Origin of the sequence: Variovorax sp. AB1(2024) (assembly GCF_037482385.2) — a bacterium.
In the GTDB taxonomy this organism is placed as follows: domain Bacteria; phylum Pseudomonadota; class Gammaproteobacteria; order Burkholderiales; family Burkholderiaceae_C; genus Variovorax.
This window is the reverse complement of sequence record NZ_JBBHKP020000001.1, coordinates 5,346,246-5,363,148: the sequence shown is the minus strand read 5'-3', so window position 1 is coordinate 5,363,148 and position 16,903 is coordinate 5,346,246. Positions and strand designations below refer to the sequence as shown.

Annotated in this window: 12 protein-coding genes and 1 tRNA gene; 7 read left to right on the top strand and 6 right to left on the bottom strand. The window is 64.1% G+C overall.

What is annotated here, in order from left to right; genetic code table 11:
* The first annotated feature begins 79 nt into the window (after positions 1-79).
* The 6 genes from WIX39_RS25075 (at position 80) to WIX39_RS25050 (ending at position 11,060) form a co-directional block, all read left to right on the top strand.
* A complete protein-coding gene (locus WIX39_RS25075; protein WP_409196122.1) occupies positions 80-8,389 on the top strand; it encodes a DUF637 domain-containing protein in 8,310 nt (2,769 codons plus the stop codon).
* A 15-nt stretch (positions 8,390-8,404) separates the two neighbouring features.
* Complete coding sequence (locus tag WIX39_RS25070; protein ID WP_159053713.1) at positions 8,405-8,767, top strand: hypothetical protein; 363 nt, start codon at positions 8,405-8,407, stop codon at positions 8,765-8,767.
* A 291-nt stretch (positions 8,768-9,058) separates the two neighbouring features.
* Positions 9,059-9,217: a hemagglutinin repeat-containing protein gene (locus WIX39_RS25065; RefSeq protein ID WP_106937707.1), complete on the top strand. Its 159-nt coding sequence runs from the start codon at positions 9,059-9,061 to the stop codon at positions 9,215-9,217.
* Positions 9,214-9,411: a hypothetical protein gene (locus WIX39_RS25060; protein WP_159053714.1), complete on the top strand. Its 198-nt coding sequence runs from the start codon at positions 9,214-9,216 to the stop codon at positions 9,409-9,411. The genes WIX39_RS25065 and WIX39_RS25060 overlap by 4 nt, the downstream gene beginning before the upstream one ends.
* Positions 9,412-9,543: 132 nt before the next feature.
* Positions 9,544-10,659 (top strand): CdiA family toxin C-terminal domain-containing protein, encoded by a 1,116-nt coding sequence (locus WIX39_RS25055; protein WP_159053715.1) that lies wholly within the window; start codon positions 9,544-9,546, stop codon positions 10,657-10,659.
* On the top strand, positions 10,650-11,060 hold the full coding sequence (locus tag WIX39_RS25050) for a hypothetical protein (protein WP_159053716.1): 411 nt from the start codon (positions 10,650-10,652) through the stop codon (positions 11,058-11,060). Before WIX39_RS25055 ends, WIX39_RS25050 begins: the two co-directional genes overlap by 10 nt.
* Positions 11,061-11,124: 64 nt before the next feature.
* On the opposite strand, the gene mnmH is transcribed toward WIX39_RS25050, so the two are convergent.
* The 5 genes from mnmH to WIX39_RS25025 are packed head-to-tail and all read right to left on the bottom strand — an operon-like array spanning position 11,125 to position 15,521.
* The gene (gene mnmH, locus WIX39_RS25045; protein ID WP_081265954.1) at positions 11,125-12,174 is read right to left on the bottom strand and encodes a tRNA 2-selenouridine(34) synthase MnmH; all 1,050 of its coding nucleotides are present in this window, start codon (positions 12,172-12,174) and stop codon (positions 11,125-11,127) included.
* Positions 12,175-12,198: 24 nt separating this feature from the next.
* A complete protein-coding gene (gene phnE / locus WIX39_RS25040; protein WP_409196121.1) occupies positions 12,199-13,008 on the bottom strand; it encodes a phosphonate ABC transporter, permease protein PhnE in 810 nt (269 codons plus the stop codon).
* Complete coding sequence (locus WIX39_RS25035; protein ID WP_409196120.1) at positions 13,005-13,796, bottom strand: PhnE/PtxC family ABC transporter permease; 792 nt, start codon at positions 13,794-13,796, stop codon at positions 13,005-13,007. The genes phnE and WIX39_RS25035 overlap by 4 nt, the downstream gene beginning before the upstream one ends.
* Before the next feature lie 44 nt (positions 13,797-13,840).
* Positions 13,841-14,653 (bottom strand): phosphonate ABC transporter ATP-binding protein, encoded by an 813-nt coding sequence (locus WIX39_RS25030; protein WP_409196119.1) that lies wholly within the window; start codon positions 14,651-14,653, stop codon positions 13,841-13,843.
* A 10-nt stretch (positions 14,654-14,663) separates the two neighbouring features.
* The gene (locus WIX39_RS25025) at positions 14,664-15,521 is read right to left on the bottom strand and encodes a putative selenate ABC transporter substrate-binding protein (protein ID WP_106937080.1); all 858 of its coding nucleotides are present in this window, start codon (positions 15,519-15,521) and stop codon (positions 14,664-14,666) included.
* A 74-nt stretch (positions 15,522-15,595) separates the two neighbouring features.
* Here WIX39_RS25025 and selD point away from each other — a divergent pair, with 74 nt between their 5' ends.
* A complete protein-coding gene (selD, locus tag WIX39_RS25020) occupies positions 15,596-16,663 on the top strand; it encodes a selenide, water dikinase SelD (protein ID WP_253819722.1) in 1,068 nt (355 codons plus the stop codon).
* A gap of 141 nt (positions 16,664-16,804) precedes the next feature.
* Here the strand turns inward: selD and WIX39_RS25015 are convergent.
* Positions 16,805-16,897, bottom strand: a tRNA-Sec gene (locus WIX39_RS25015).
* Positions 16,898-16,903 lie beyond the last annotated feature (6 nt).

Below are 16,903 nucleotides of genomic sequence, written 5' to 3'. Positions count from 1 at the left end.
GCCGGAGTGACCGCGTCGCGGCGGTCATTGCCGGCTTCATTCAGAGGCCGAATTGCCGAGCCACCAGGGAGAGAGAAAAATGAACAGGCATCTTCACCGGATCATCTTCAACGCCGCGCGCGGCATGCGCATGGTGGTTCAGGAAACGGCCACAAGCATCGGCAAGGGTGCCTCCAAAGGCACCGTGGCCGCAGTCGCGCTCTTCGGCCTGTTGCTCGCAGGCGCCGTTCGGGCACAGATCGTCGGGGCGCCCAACGTCCCCGGGCATCTTCGGCCTACCGTGCTCGTCGCGCCCAACGGCGTGCCGCTGGTCAACATCCAGACGCCATCGGCCGCGGGCGTGAGCCGCAACGTCTACAACCAGTTCGACGTGATGCGCAACGGCGCCATCCTGAACAACAGCCGGGTGAACGTGCAGACGCAGCTCGGTGGCTTCGTCCAGGGCAACCCGTGGCTCGCGAGAGGTCCGGCGCGCGTCATCCTCAACGAGATCAATGGCGGCAACCCGACGCAGTTGCGTGGCCATGTCGAGGTGGGCGGGCAGCGCGCGGAGGTGATCATCGCCAATCCGGCGGGCATCTCCGTGGATGGCGGCGGCTTCATCAACGCATCGCGCGCGACCCTGACCACCGGCGTGCCGCAGCTCAATGCGCTGGGCGGGCTCGACGGGTTTCTCGTTCGCGATGGCATGGTGAGCGTCGAAGGCGCCGGGCTCGACGCCGGCAAGACGGACTATGCGGCGATCCTTGCGCGGGCCGTGCAGGTCAATGCGGGCATCTGGGCGAACGAGCTCCAGGTGGTCGCGGGCGCCAACCAGGTCAGCGCCGATCACGGCAGCGCTGCGCCCATCGCGGGCAACGGGCCCGCGCCTGCCTTTGCGCTCGACGTTGCCGCGCTGGGCGGCATGTATGCCCGGAAGATCACGCTCATCGGCACCGAGACGGGACTTGGTGTGCGCAACGCGGGCAACGTCGGCGCGGGTGCGGGCGGCCTTGTCGTGACGGCGCAGGGGCGACTGGAAAACACCGGGACGCTCGAAGGCGCGCGGGTTCAGCTCACCAGCGGCGCGGACATCGACAACCGCGGCGGCACCATCCGGCAGACGAGCATGGCCGGTCTCACGATTGATTCGCCGGTGCTCAGCAATACGAATGGGGGCGTGATCGGCGCGGAGCCTTTTGCGCCGGCAGCGGGTGAGAGCGGTGCGTCTTCCGCCCTCGCCGGGGCACCTGGCGCCATCACCGCCGCAGGCACGGTCCGGAACGACGGCGGCCGCATCTACGCCGGCGGCCCGATCGCGCTCAAGACGCCGCAGATCGACAACACGGGAGGCACTCTCAGCGTGGCGACCATTGCCGTGACCGGTGCCAGGTTCAGCAACGCGGGTGGCACGCTCGACGTCAGCCGAAGCTTCAGCGCGAACGTCGGCCAGTTCGACAACACAGGCGGCAAGCTCAATGCGGGCAGCCTGCAGATCTCCACCAGCGGCGACCTGATCAACGTGGGCGGCACGCTCACCAGCGCCGGCGATGCGAGCCTCGCCGCCGGCGGCCGGGCCGACAACACGCGCGGGATCATCACGGCGGTTGGTCGACTGACTGCCAATGTGGCGAAGGCCGTCGACAACAGCGCCGGTACGCTGGTTGCAAATGAAGGGCTGTCGCTCGACGCGGGCGTGCTGCGCAACAGCGGGGCGATCCGCGCGGGCAACGACATCAGACTCGCTGTCGCTGGTGCGCTTGTCAATGACGGCGGCATCACCGCCGGCGGCAACACCGCGATCACGGCTGGCAGCCTGGCGTCAAGCGGCGGCAGCGTGCTCGGTGCCGGCGTTCAGGGCGACGGCAAGCCGGGCCTTGCAGGTGAACTGAGCGTCGCCGCCTCGGGTTCGCTGGTTGCAAATGGCGTGAACCTGGCTGTAGGCGACGCAACGCTGCGAGGCGCGAGCGTCGACCTCTCGGGAAGCCAGACCGGCGCGGCGAACATCTCGGTGACTGCGACGCAGGGCAACGTGAAAACCAGCGACAAGGCGAAGGTGGTGACGCCGGGCGCATTGCGCATCACTGCCAACGCCCAGGCGGACCAGGCCTTGCTCAACGACGCCGGCGTACTCAATGCCGGCCGGCTGAATCTGCGGGCATCGAACATCGCCAACACCCGCGGCGGCGAGATCGTGCAGACCGGTGCCGATGCCACCACGCTGGCCGTCTCCGGCATGCTGAACAACGATGGCGGGCGCATTGCCAGCAACGGCCGCGACCTGACGCTGAGTGCTGCCAGGCTGGGAAATGCCGGCGGCGTGGTCGAGCATGCGGGTGAGCATGCGCGCACCGGCACCTTGCGCATCGCGGGTGGCAGCTTCAGTGGAGCCAGCGGCCGCATCGCCGGCAACGGCGCTCTCGCCATCGACCTGAAGAACGGCTTCGAGCAAGACAACGGCCGTACTGAAGCCAGGCAGATCAGCATCGAGGCCGGTTCATTGAGCAATCGCGCCGGCAAGATCTTGGGACGCTCGCTGTCGGTCGATACACGCGGCGGGGACCTCGACAACGGCGCCAAGGGCACCATCGCCGCATCGGGAGCGCTCGTGCTGCGATCCGGCGCCTTGAACAACGACTCGGGCTTGATCCAGTCGGGCGAGTCGCTGCGCATCGACACCAACGGCCGGGTCCTCGTCAACACCAACGCGTCCGGCTACCGGACTCCACCGGCGGATTTGGCCGGAGGCATCACGAGCGGCGGCACGCTCATCCTGAAGACGGGCGAAGTCAAGAACACCGCCGGTTCCATCGATTCGAAGGGAGCGTTGATTGCCGAAACCCAGGCGTTCACCAACGCCGGCGGCAAGACGCTGGCCGTGGGCAGCCTGGACCTCGATGCCGGCAATGGAGCGATCGACAACACCGGCGGATTGATCCGCGCGAACGGAGCGGCCCGGCTCCGTGCCGGCAGCGTCGTCAATGCCAACACCTCAGGCGACGAGCAAGGCATCGAAGCAAGGAACGTCACGGTTCTTGGCGGGGCGGAACTGAACAACATCTCGGGGCGGATCGCCGCCGTGGAGGCGCTTGACGTCAAGGATCGGAACGCGGGCAACTCCGCGGCCAGGGGCCTGGCCATCACCAACACCGATGGCGTGCTCAAGGCCGGGATACCTGCTGCGCCCGGTGCGGACGGCAAGATGCGCAGTGGTGTCGGCGGCGTGTTCATCGACGCGAAGTCCTTCAGCGGCGACGGCCGGATTACCTCCGCCAACGACCTGAACGTTGCGCTCGTACAGGACGTCACGAACAACACGAAGATGGACGTCGATGGAAACCTGAACTTCAGCACCGCCGGCAAGTTCACCAACAACACGAAGTTGTCGGCAGGGCGCAAGCTCACGGTCGATGCAAGCGTCATCGAAAACGCGGCGGACGCCGAGATGTCGGGCAGGGACACCGCAGTGAAGGCGGCGACGACACTGACCAATCGAGGCTTGATAGACAGCCAGGGCGCGACACAAATCGACGCGGGCACGCTGCACAACATCGGCACGGGCCGCATCTACGGCAACGCGGTGTCCGCTGCGGTGGGCACGCTCGACAACTCTGCTGAAACCGTCAATGGCATCACCAAGGCCGCGACCATCGCGGCACGCGAGTCGCTGAACATCGGTGCCGACATCGTCCGCAACCGCGAGCACGCGCTGATCTTCAGCGCTGGAACAGGCGCGAAGGCACTGAACATCGGCGGCGGGCTCGACGGCAACCGCGAAGCCGCGACCAGCGGCAGTGCCCTGGAAAACCTGAGCGCGCGCATCGAGTCGCTGGGCGACATGAGTGTCTCGATGGGGCGCATCGACAACCTGGACACGCGCATCAAGCTCGGGCCGAAGACGACGACCAAGGTGTTCTCCAGAACCATCGGCGTGGAAGGCATCGGCCACTTCAAGCCGGAGGATGTTGTCTACACCGCGGGCGAGGCCGACCTCTTGCTGCGCAACCCCGATGGAAGCTGGAGGCCAGCCAATGGCCATGTCTGGGGAGTTTGGGACAAAACCGTTCTCACGACGACCGACACTGCCATCGACGCCGACCCGGCCGCCATCGTCGCCGGCAGGGACATGACCCTCACTGGCAACGGGCTGAACCGCGACAGCCGGATCACCGCCGGCGCTGTGCTGGACGCGCCCGGCATCAGGAACGAGGCGCTACAGGGGGAGCTCACCAAGCAGACCAGCTTCATCGTGAATTGGCGCGCCACCCGGCAGGCGCCGGATGTCATCGAACCCCTGTCGAGAGTGAGCAGGGATGTGGGCGCCTACGAGAAAACAGGCAACTTCAACGCCACCAAGGGATACGACGCGGGCAAAGGCTCCGGCGGTGCGAGCGGCCCGAGCCCTGTGGCGACAATCGTCGAGGTGCCGGCCAACGTCGGTGGCGTCGTGAATGCCGGAGGGCGCTCGGTCGATGCCGCCATCACCCAAGCAAGCAACGCCAAGGTGGGTGTCGGCCAGACCGTACCCATGGTGGTGCGCACCAGTTCGCCCCGCATCGATATTCCCCAAGCCAGTCTTTTCAATCTGAATGGCGGGCCGCGCGGCTATCTCGTCGAGGCCGACCCGCGCTTCGCCGGCTACCGGAACTGGCTCAGCAGCGACTACCTGCTGAACAACCTCGGCCAAGACCCCGGTAACACGCTCAAGCGCCTGGGCGACGGCTTCTACGAGCAGAAGCTCATTCGCGAGCAGGTCGCGCAGCTCACCGGCTATCGCTACCTGGGTGGCCACTACAACGACGAGGAGCAGTACACGGCGCTGATGAATAACGGGGCCACCTTCGCGCGGCAGCACGGCTTGCGGCCGGGCATCGGCCTGTCGGAAGTCCAGATGGCGCAGCTCACCAGCGACATCGTCTGGCTGGTCGAGAAGACGGTGACGCTGCCCGAGGGAGTCACCCGGCAAGTACTGGCGCCGCAGCTGTACGTGCGCGTGCGACCCGGAGACATCGACGGCTCTGGTGCACTGCTGAGTGCCGACGCCACCGTCATCAAGGGCGATGGCGATCTGGTCAACACAGGCACCATCGCTGGGCGCACGCTGGTCAGGATAGACAAGGACAATGTCGAGAACCCGGGCGGACGCATCAGTGGTGGCAGCGTCGGCTTGAATGCCAGGACCGACCTCAACAACGTCGGTGGGACCATCGATGCTCGCGATAGTTTGAAGATCGAAGCTGGGCGCGATATCAACATCCGCAGCACAGCCCGGGCCGACGGAATCAACAGATACGCTGACCGCATCGCCGGCCTCTATGTAAAAAACCCGGGTGGCGCGCTGGTTGCCAGCGCGGGCCGCGACGTGAATTTGATCGGCGGGATGATCTCCAATCAGGTTGCTGGCGGCTACACCTCCATCACGGCGAAGCAGGACATCAACCTCGGGACGGTGACCGAGAGGCGGGTGATGACCGGCTCCAGTGCGAGAACGTCGATGGCGATGGCCGGCTCAGCGGAGATCGGAAGCACCATCTCCACGAACGGCACGACGGTGCTGAAGGCTGGGCGTGACATCAATGCGCGACAGGCCGTTGTGGATGCGGGCCAGGGCCTGCTGAGCGTGCATGCGGATCGTGACATCAACATCGAGGCGGGCGAGGCCAGGATTGCCGGCAGCTACTCCGCGCGATGGACCGAAAAGAAAGTCTTCGGTCGCACGACCAACAACCTTTTCAGCAGCTTCGATGCGATGACGAGCGTGGAAAGCAAGTTCTCTGGCGGACTGGTCTCTGTTGGCGCGAAGAACGATATCAACATCGTCGGATCCAGCATCAGCGGAAAGGACGGCGTTGCCGTGGTGGCGAAAGGCAATCTCACGATTGTCGAAGGACGAAACACCTCGAGCGCCAGTTTCCAGCTGAATCAACAGAAAAGAGGGATCAGCGCACTGGGTGCCTCCATGGGCCTTGTGATGCCTTCCGGAAGGGCAACTGCAACAGGCAGCAAGGTTACCTCCGACACCGCAGCGTCCAGCAGCATCGCGAGCAGCAACGGGGGCATCCTGCTGCAGGGAGACAACGGTGTTTTCCTGCAGGGGGTGCGGGTGGATGCGGCCAAGGACGTCGCAATCAAAGGCGGCAACGTGGTCATTCAAGCGGCCACCAACCTATATACGACGATTGGAACTACAGCCAACAAGAGCGCTTGGTACGACTTTGGCAGCGCAGCGATCCTCAAGGATGTTGGCAAGGGGATCAAAGCCCAGGAGACGACCTCCACTGAGGTGGACGTCTCGACATTGACCCGTACAACCCTCAATGGCGCGAACGTCAACATCACTGCTGCCGATACGCTGGCGATCGCGGGAACGACGATCAACACGCCGGGCAAGGTCAGCCTGAGTGCGGACACGTTGCTTCTGGGTACGCAGACGACTGAAGCGACCACGCGCACGACCAGTCAGGGCCGCGATTTGGTGTACCAAGTCAACCGGGACAACGGCAGCACCAACCAGACAACGAACTACAACCAGATCAATGCGGGGAGCCTGTCCGTCGCGGCGAACCATATACAGGTCGGCCTGGGGGCTCGAGACAGTATTGAAGAACTGTCCAAGCAGCCGGGCATGGGCTGGGTGGATCAGTTGGCCAATGACCCGAAGCTCAGCGGCAAAGTCGATTGGCAGAAGGTCGATGAAGTCCACAAGAACTGGAACTACGACAAGCAGGGGCTGACTCCAGAGGGCGCGGCGGTGGTGACCCTCGTCGTTGCGTACTTCACGGCAGGGGCGGCCTCGGGGGTCGGGGGGGCCGTTGCATCAGGCGTGGGCGCAACCGGAACCACGGCGACCGTGGTGAGCGGCGCGGTCACGGCGGGTTTGACCGCGTTGGCCAGTCAGACTGCGGTGGCCGTGGTCAATAACCAAGGCGATATCGGCAAGGCCCTGAATGACCTTGGCAGCAGCGCCAACGTGAAGAGCCTGTTGACGGCCATTATTACGGGGGGCGTACTCGGTGGGCTCGACCTCAATCCGACGGGGTCGCCGACGGCGGGTGCAGGCAGCCGAGAATTCTTTACTCAGCTTGGGCAGAACTTGAAGGCTGGCGCGGCCCGTGCGTTGATTGGCACCGCGATCAATGGGGGCAGTCTAGAGGACAGCCTCAAGAACGGCCTCAAGACCGCCATCCTTGATACGGTGGCCGCGCAGGGCGCCATCGAGATCGGGAAGGAATTCCCTGTCGGCGGCTTCAGCAACTACGTGGCGCATGCTATTGCTGGCTGTGCAGTCGGGGCGGCCCGCGCCAGCAACGGCTGTAGCAGTGGGGCACTCGGAGCGGTGGTGGGCGAAGCCAGCGCTATCGCGTACAACGATGGCCGCAATGTCCTGACTGAGGGGTTGCGGGCCGAAACGGTGGCCTTCGCCAGCATGTTCGGAGGCTTGGCTGCGGCCATCGCGGACGGGAATGCGAGCCAGATTGACATCGGCAGCCAGGCGGCCGGCAACGCCGCGGCGAACAATTTCGCTCAAGCCGTGGCTCGAGGAGCTACCGTCTGCTTGGAATTCGCGCTCTGTCGCAACACTACGCTCTTGGCCGGAGCGGCTTTGGCCATCGACGCCAAGGTGCAATCGATACGCGCTGAACACCCAGACTGGAGCGACCGTACGGTCAACGCCTCGGCGATCGCTGACGTAATGAGTCGGGGGATGGTTGAAGGTGTCAGGAGCACGTACGACAGGTTTTCTGGTACGCAAAGGCCCGCTACCTCCGATACGGGCAACACCAACCCGCCGCCGAACTATGGACCGTCCCACACGGGCAATACGACGACGCCGCCACGCGTAGACCCGACCACGGGCGGCAGTCAGATTGCTCAACCAAACCAGGATCGAAGTAGCTCGGGCGGTGGATACGGAGCAGGGGGAGTTCCTAGATACGAGGGCCTGCTGACGACACCACACAATAGGCCAACAGGGCCGAACCTAGTGATGAGTCAGTCAAATTCGGGACAGCCCGTTTTTGATAATCAACTTCCGGAAAGGCTTCGAAGCGAGATCGCAATAGCAAACGCTGCTGGCGTGAAACCAATATCGCCGAATGATCCATCTTTTGGTTCTACTGTTAATCAAGGAAGGATAAAATTTGTCATTACGGTGGATGGAAATATATCTTTGGCGCCGCATACAAAAAATGGAGTAGAAATATCACATGCTGTCTTGTCAGGTGGAAAGTCAGTTATTTCTGCGGGCGAAGCTGATATTTCGGAATTTTCGGGCTCTTACTTTGGATTGGAGGTGCGACCTCATTCCGGGCATTTTTTAAATGGAGCAACAAAAGATCAAACTGAAGCTTCGGATCGTGCGGCCCGTGCCGCTTTTGAGCGGATTGGAATTAAATTTCCCCCAAATTGATTTGGAGAAGCTGGTATGAGTGATTTTGAGATTCTTGAGTGCAATGTCTGGAGTCAAGAGAATTTTGAAAATGCGATTCGAGAAAAATTTCCCCCGCCGGAGTACCGGGTAAGTTCAAGGAAATATCGAAGCGATGAGAGTTGCCCTCCTGGCGCTGCTCGTGCTGGGCTGCTCTTTGTAGTCAACGGAAAATGCAGATGCAAGTTTGGTAGTGACGAGATTCCAGTCGTTCTTGGTTCGGGACAGTATGTGAATTTTCCGGAGGGGCGTTATCAGATCGAGCCTTTGGAAGGGAAGGATGCAGAAATTGTTTTTGTTTGGAATGTCTCGAAATTATTCAAAGAAATACTCTCAGATAAATCTGGTAATTCGTCATAAAGTGCTAGGCCTCTTCATCCTGAATGAGCGGCAAATTTTTAATTCGCGAATGGCGGCGGTCTTGCCATGCATGCTACGGCCGACCAAGAACATCGGCGAAAGCATCAATTCCAACGACGCCGCAAGCTTGACGGCCGGTCGCGACGTTCGCATCGAGAAAACCTCTAGAAGGACCAACATAGATCGCGTGGCCGGGGACCATGTGAGCAATCCGGGACACCGACACGGATAGCAAGGCGCTGCTGAAGGCCAAGAGAGACATCAGCGTCTCGACGGTCAAGTAAAAGGAACATCAAAAAGCGAGGCAGCGGCCCGCGCAACTTCTACAGCCAGAGCAGCAGCCGGGAGGTCGGCAGCCAGATTGCCGGCGGCGGCAATGTGACCCTTGACGCCGGGAACAACATCCGCATCCACGGATCCTGCACAACGCCGAGGGCGACCTGGCAGTGAAGTCCAGAGAAGGCGACGTGCGCATCAAGACCGGGCGTGCCACCGACTCGGTCGACTCGGCGAGTGAGGCGAGGAAGAAAGGCTTTCTCTCCAGCAAGACCACCACGCAGCGCGACAGTTCGCGCGAGGAAACAGCCACCGGCAGCACGCTGGGCAGGCGCAACTCCAGGCTTCGGTGGCGCAGCAGGTGTTGAACGATCCGGGCGCGAGTGACGAGCAGAGGGCGCAGGCGAATGCGGCTTTGGCGAATGCCGGCAGCACCCTCGCGGCGGAGCAGCAGAACTACGAAAACTGGAAGGAAGGCGGTGCTTCACGCGTGTGGGCGCATGCCTTGGTCGGCGGGCTCGAAGGGCGAGGCCGATCAGAGAAAGCTGGCCGATGCGATGTGCGCGCTTCTGAAGTGCGCGGCAGGCGCGGACCCGAACAGCGCCGGCTACGCTGCAAAGGTCTCTTCGCAAAACAGAGGGACTGACTACAAGGATGAGCAACAGTTGCTGCTCAAGACCGGGGTGTTCTCGGAGTACGGATGGTCCGATGGCGCCATTGACATCGCGAGCACGCTTTTGCACAACGCCAAGGACGGGATGCAAGGGGCGGCCAGTGGTGCTGGCTATCTTGGGAATGCGCTGGCTCGGGACTTTCAACTGGCGGTGGCGGGGGCGAACCCGCCGGATACTCCGCCTGACCTGGATAACGGTGGCGAGCCACCTGCGGCGGGAGGCAGTTCGGTCTTAGTCGGAATGGCGCCGACGGTTTGGTGCGCAGTCCCACCGACTTGCGTTCCTGTCTTGGCGCCAATTGCGTCGGGAGGGCGACTTGGGCATGCGCCTGGCAATTGGACGTTGTCCAGTGAATCTGAAGCGGGAGGTGGTGGCGTTGCAGATGGACCCGGCAACCTGCCGGTAGGAAACGGTCCGCGCCCTGCAGATGCCCCAGGCATCGGATTCAATGGCTACGCGCCACCAGCAAGTGCTACGCCGCATGCTACGGGCACCGTGCGTCTTGGTAATTCATCGTTGGACACGCACCTGACTGACGAAGGGCGTGCAGCGTATTCAGGAACGGGGAAGAATATTTATGGCAAGCATGATTTGATCGCTTTCGAGACGGCGTTGAGAACCAACAATGGAGTTCTTGTAAGTTCGACAAAAATTGCCGGAACGGATGGGATCTATCAAGTGCAATATCGTTTGCCTGGACAAAGTGTTGCAATCAAGACTGTTTTCGACCCCAAAATATATCCTCACAAAGAGATGACAAAAATGGCCCAATCGGCCAGTCAATTGGCCATTGATAAATACATATCCTCCGGTGCAACCGGACCGATGGCGGTCAGCGTTGATGTGGGCGGTCTAAAATGGACTGTGGGCATTGGCGCAGGTCCAGGCGGAATTCCCAATGTCAGAACAGCTTATCCAACAGGAGGTGCCTCGTGGCCATGAATAAATTTAGATTTGCATGCGACAGTAAAAAATTAGAAGATCTTCTTGGATTTGCCTTGTCGGTAATTGTTCGGGATGATCTCGATAGATTTGATATGCCTGGCATCGCACTAAATCTGGATGTTTTATATGCAGAGCGCGGAGTGGGGCATGAAGTTTGTATTGAGATTGATTTCTTGCCTCCGCTCAAAACGGGCAAGGCATTGCCCATTGATTTTGTAGTTATTAGCTATAGAGACTGTAATCTTGGCGAGGAAGATGCTGGACTTTACGCATACGGTGAATTCGCCAGAGGGTTGAACGAAGAACTGTTAAAGCAAAGCGAGGGTGATGCCGTGCTCAGAGAAAGAGCATTGAGATTGATTGAAAAATACGATCTAAAAAAATATGAAAACATCTGAGCAGGAGCCCTGTCCTGTTCTTGTGCCTGCTGACGTACCCATCCCCGATCTCAACACCATGCCCTCACCCCAACCTCAACACCGCCTCAGCCACAGCCCCAATCCCCTGATCCGACAGATCAACCGCACCCACGCTCCGGCGCCGCCCCCATGCCCGAAAGTGCAGCTCCTGCGACTTCTCATAGTGCGGGTCGTAATGCAGCGCCATCAGCTCCGCAAACAGATGCGGCAGATCGCCTTCATGCGCCCAATGCTGCCAGCGCGCCACTGTCTCCTTGCCCTGCAGTTCCTTCAGCGCTCCCAGCTTGTCGGCCAGCGCGTCACGGTCGTCGCCCAGGTAGGCGTAGTCGCGCAGCAGATACGCCAGCCGCGCTTCCGGCGTAGCGCACACCTCGATGCACGGCGCCGCGCGCATCCGCGCCACCAGCGACAACGGCAGCGACAGCCGTCCGATGCGGATGCTCTCTCCCTCGACATACAGCGGGCGCGAGAGATCGACGGTTTCCAGTACCGCTGCGATCAGGGTCTCGAAGTGCTTCTGCGAAGGCTGCGGCACGCCCGGCAGCGAACCGAGCAGCGAGCCCTTGTGGCTGGCGAAATCTTCCAGATCGAGCACTTGTGCGCCGCGCGCGGCAAGCGCATGCAGCACGCGCGTCTTCGCACTGCCGGTCGCGCCGCAGATCACGCGCAGGTCGAGTTTCGGGGTCAGTGCGTCGATCTGCGAAATGACGTGCCGGCGAAAGCTCTTGTAGCCGCCCGCGAGTTGCTGCGCGTCCCAGCCGACGAGGCGCAGCCACGTCACCATGGAGCCGCTGCGCATGCCGCCGCGCCAGCAGTAGACCAGCGGCTTCCAGTTCTCGGGCCGGTCGGCCAGGGTTTCGCGCAGGTGCCGCGCGATGTTGGCGGCGACCATCGCACCGCCGATGCGCCGCGCCTCGAAGGCGCCGGTCTGCACGTAGACGGTGCCGACGATGCGGCGCTCCTCGTCGTCCAGCACCGGGCAGTTGATGGCACCGGGAATGTGGTCGAGCGCGAACTCGGCCGGTGAGCGGGCGTCGATCAGCGTGTCGAAGGCGTGGCGGTCGCCGACGCGCACGGGCTGGCGATGACTCATGGCGGGAACCTCATGCCCCGATTGTCAGGCGTATGCAGGTCCGAGGCCACGGCGCAAGCGAGCGCTCGCAAAATCGACAAAGGTCACCAGCACGAACATCGCGATGAGCACGGTCATTGCCTGCTGCTGCTGGAAGATCGACAGGTGGAAGTACAGCAATTGCCCCAGTCCGCCGCCGCCCACGAAGCCCAGCACGGCGGCCATGCGGATGTTCATTTCCCAGCGGTAGAGCGCGTAGGCCACCCACTGCGGCAGCACGATGGGCAGGCTGGCGTAGCTGAAGGCGGTGACGGGGTTGGCGCCCGAGAGCGCCAGCGCATGTTCCGGCTCGCGCGGCGCGTTTTCCAGCGCCTCGGCGAAGAGCCGGCCCAGCACGCCCGTGGTGTGCAGGGCCAGCGCCAGCGCCCCCGCGAAGGGGCCGATGCCTGCGGCCAGCACCATCAGCGCGGCCCATACCAGCTCTGGCACGCTGCGCAGGAAGTTCAGCACGAAGCGCGAGCCGTGGCGCAAGGCGCCGCCTGCGCGGCCCGAAGCCGGCAACGCCAGCACCGCGCCGGCAACGGCCGCCAGCACCGTGCCGAGCGCCGACACCGCCAGCGTCTGCAGCGCGCCATGGCCGACCTTCGAGAGAAAGTCGGGCGACAGGTCGGGCGGGAAGAACTCGGCGATGAACTTGCCCATGAGCCTGAGCGATTCGGAGGAGCCCAGCGCGCGGTAGTCGATGCCCAGGTAGGCAAAGCTCGCCACCACCGCCGCGCCGATCAGCAGCAAGGCGATGCGGCAGCGCCAGCAGGGCGGCGGGCGCGGAGGCAACAGCGCGCGGTTCGCCGTCATGCCAGCAGCCTTCGCAGCGCATTGCTGAGCAGGTCGGCCAGCAGCACCAGCGCCAGGAACACCAGCAGGATGCTGCTGGCCTCGCCGCCGTTGAGCATCTTCATCGACTGGTCCATCAGCTGCCCCAGCCCGCCCGCGCCGACGAACCCCATCACCACCGACGCGCGCACCGCGCATTCCCAGCGGTACACGGTGTAGGAGGCCAGTTCCTGCGCGGTGTTCGGCAGCAGGCCGTAGCAGAGCGCCGCGAGCCGGCCGCTGCCGCTTTCGAGCAGGGCGCGCGCCGGACGCGTGTCGGTCGATTCGAGGATCTCGGCGTAGACCTTGCCCAGCATGCCGCCGTAGGTGATGGCCAGCGCCAGCACGCCCGCGGCGGGGCCGAGCCCGAAAACGCGCACGAACAGCAGCGCCCAGACGATCTCCGGAATGGCGCGCAGCACCATCAGCAGCCAGCGCGCGGCCTGCCGCACGATACCGGCCCGCGCACGGCCGGGGCCTGGACCGATGCGCGAGACGGAGAGGGCGCGCGTGGTCACGAAGCCCAGCGGCGCGCCGATCAGCAATGCCAGCGCGGTGCCGGCCGTGGCCATGGCCAGCGTCTCGAGCGTGGCCTTGAAGAGCAGCGCGAGAAAGGCCGGCGAACCGTCGGGCGGAAAGAAGCCCGCCAGGAAGCCGCCGATGACCGCGAGATTGCCGCCGGTGAACAGCGCCCACGGATTGAATTCGGACAGCGCCAGCATCGGCCAGGCGATGACGAGCAAGACGACACCGCATGCCAGCCGCCGCATGGCTTGCGGGTCGCGTCGGACGGCGGCGGAGGATGCGGCGGCGTTCAAGGGCAGTCCGGACGAGTGAACGCAGCCTCGGCCGCGACCGGCTGAGCCGACTTCTGCACCGCCACGCCGCCTTCGCTCGCATAGAGCGCGTCGAGCATCGCGGCCGTCACCTGCGCCGCGGGCAGGTCGAACATCACCAGCCCGTTGCGCATGCCGACGATGCGCGGAAACCAGCGCAGCGCCAGGTCCACCGCATGCAGCGAGGCCAGCAGCGTGGCCCCGGTCGATTCGCTCTGCGCGACGAGCTGGCCGATGGCGGCGTCGGCCAGCGTGGGGTCGAGCGCGGATACAGGCTCGTCGGCCAGCAGCAGGGCCGGGCGCTGGTACAGCACGCGCGCAATGCCCACGCGCTGCAACTGGCCGCCCGAGAGGCGGTCGCAGCGCTCGAACAGGCGGTCTTCCAGCGACAGGCGCGACAGCACTTCGTGCGCGCCGGCAATGTCCGACGGATGGAAGAGCGAGCCCAGCGCGCGCAGCGTCGACCACTCGCCGAGCCGGCCCGCGAGCACGGCTGTGACCACGCGCAGGCGCGGCGCGATGGGCGGCGCCTGGTGCACCGTGCCGATGCGGGCGCGCAGCTTCTTCAGCGCCGCGGCCGGCAATTGCCACGCCTTCGCGCCAAGGGTCTCGACCACGCCTTCCGAAGGCCGCAGCGCCGCGCCGAGCACACGCAGCAACGTGGTCTTGCCGGCGCCCGAGGGCCCGATGACGGCGATGCGCTCGCCGTCGCGCGCGGCCAGCGTCACCCCGGCCAGCGCTCGCTGGCCGTTGGGGTGCACGACACCCACGCCTTCCAGCGAAAAACTCATTCGCGCAGGCTCACTTGATCAGGCCCGCCGACTTGCCCGCCGTCTCGATGCCGTCGTAGTTCGACGACTTGGTCGGAATGAACTTGCTCGCACGCTGCAGCGCCATGATTTCCTTCTGCGCCGGGTTGGCCGGGTCGAGCTTCAGGAACGCGTCGGTCAGCTTTTTGGTGATGGCCGGATCGAGGCCGGGGCGCACCGTCCAGTTGTAGTCGTAGTAGGTCGGCGTGGTCGCCAGCACGCGCACCTTGGCGGCGTTGGGGTTCTTGGCCTCTACCAGCTTGTCCCACACCGACGCGTTGAGCACGCCGGCTTCGGCGCGCGACGCGGCCACGAAGGCCACCGTGGCGTCGTGCGCGCCCGAGAACGCGACCGTCTTGAAGTCTTTCTCGGGGTTGATGCCGGCCTGCAGCAGGAAGTAGCGCGGCATCAGGCTGCCCGAGGTGGACGAGGGCGCGCCGAAAGCGAAGGTCTTGCCCTTCAGGTCGGCCAGCGTCTTGGCGGTGCTGTCCACCGGCACGATGAACTTGCTGGTGAACACCTCGTCTTCCGCGCGCTGCACGATGGGCACCGCGCCGCCGTTGGTGCGGATGCGCGCCTGCACGTAGGTGAAGCCGCCCAGCCATGCCAGGTCGATCTTGTTGGTGGCCAGGCCTTCGACCACCGCGGCGTAGTCGGTCACGGGCGTGAACTGCACGTCCATGCCGGTTTCCTTCTTGAGATAGTCGCCCAGCGGCGTGAACTTGCGCTGCAGCTCGGTGGGCGCCTCGTCGGGAATGGCCGACACGCGCAGCACGCCCTGGGCGAAGGCGCCGAGGCTTGCGACGGAGAAGGCCAGTGCCAGGGTAAGTCGGGTGAGATTCTTTTTCATGGTTGCGCCTCGGTGAAGTGCGGGTTTGGAAGGGACGGGATTGTAGAAAGCCGGGGCGATTCGATAATCGCCGCATGAACCCAACGCTCATGAACCCGCTCGCGCCTTTGCGCCTCACGAGTTTTTCGCATGGCGGCGGCTGCGGCTGCAAGATCGCGCCCGGCGTGCTGTCGCAGATTCTCAAGAACCACGCGGGCGGCATGATCCCGCCCGAGCTCATGGTGGGCATCGAGACCGCCGACGACGCGGCCGTCTACCGGCTCAACGACCAGCAGGCGCTGATCGCGACCACCGACTTCTTCATGCCCATCGTGGACGACCCCTACGAGTTCGGCCGCATCGCCGCCACCAACGCCATCAGCGACGTGTACGCAATGGGCGGCCGGCCGATCATGGCGCTGGCGCTCGTTGCCATGCCGATCAACCAGCTGCCTGTGGAAGTGATCGCCGAGATCGTGCGCGGCGGGCAGGACGTGTGCCGTGCCGCCGGCATCCCGATTGCCGGCGGCCACACCATCGATTCGGTCGAGCCGATCTACGGCCTCGTCGCCATGGGCCTCGTGCACCCCGACCGCGTGCGCCGCAACGCCGATGCGAAGGCCGGCGACGTGCTGGTGCTGGGCAAGCCGCTGGGCGTGGGCGTGCTGTCGGCGGCGCTCAAGAAGGAGCAGCTGTCGGGCATCGGCTACCGCCAGCTGATCGAGAACACGACCAAGCTCAACACCCCCGGCATCGCCCTGGCGGCGCTCGACGGCGTGCATGCGCTGACCGACGTGACCGGCTTCGGCCTGGCCGGCCACACGCTCGAACTGGCGCGCGGCGCGAAGCTCAAGGCGGTGATCGAGTGGTCGAAGGTGCCGCTGCTCGACAACGTGGTGGTGATGGCCGCCGAGGGCATGGTCACCGGTGCGTCGGGGCGCAACTGGGCCGGCTACGGCGCCGACGTGGAGCTGGCCGCCGGCCTGCATCCCACAGCGCAGAACCTGCTGAGCGACCCGCAGACCTCGGGCGGCCTGCTCGTCAGCTGCGCGCCGGAATCGGTCGATGCGGTGCTGAAGATCTTCCGCGACGAAGGCTTCGGGCAGGCGGCGGTGATCGGCCGTGTCGAGGCGGGAGAGCCTTCGCTGCGTGTGGTTCCTTGAGATCCCGTATTCCTCCCTCCCCTTCCGGGGGAGGGCAGGGGTGGGGGTAAGCGTCGGTCGATGAAGCACCGCGCCAAAACCACCGCCGCTTGCCCCCATCCCAGCCTTCCCCCAGAGGGGGAAGGAGCAAGATAAAGACGGCGGAAGGGGGAAGGAGTCGAACCTTCCCGGCGACGACTGGCGCCACCAACCGGGTTTGAAGCCCGGCCGCCCCACCAGGGACGATCCCCTCCCATGAAC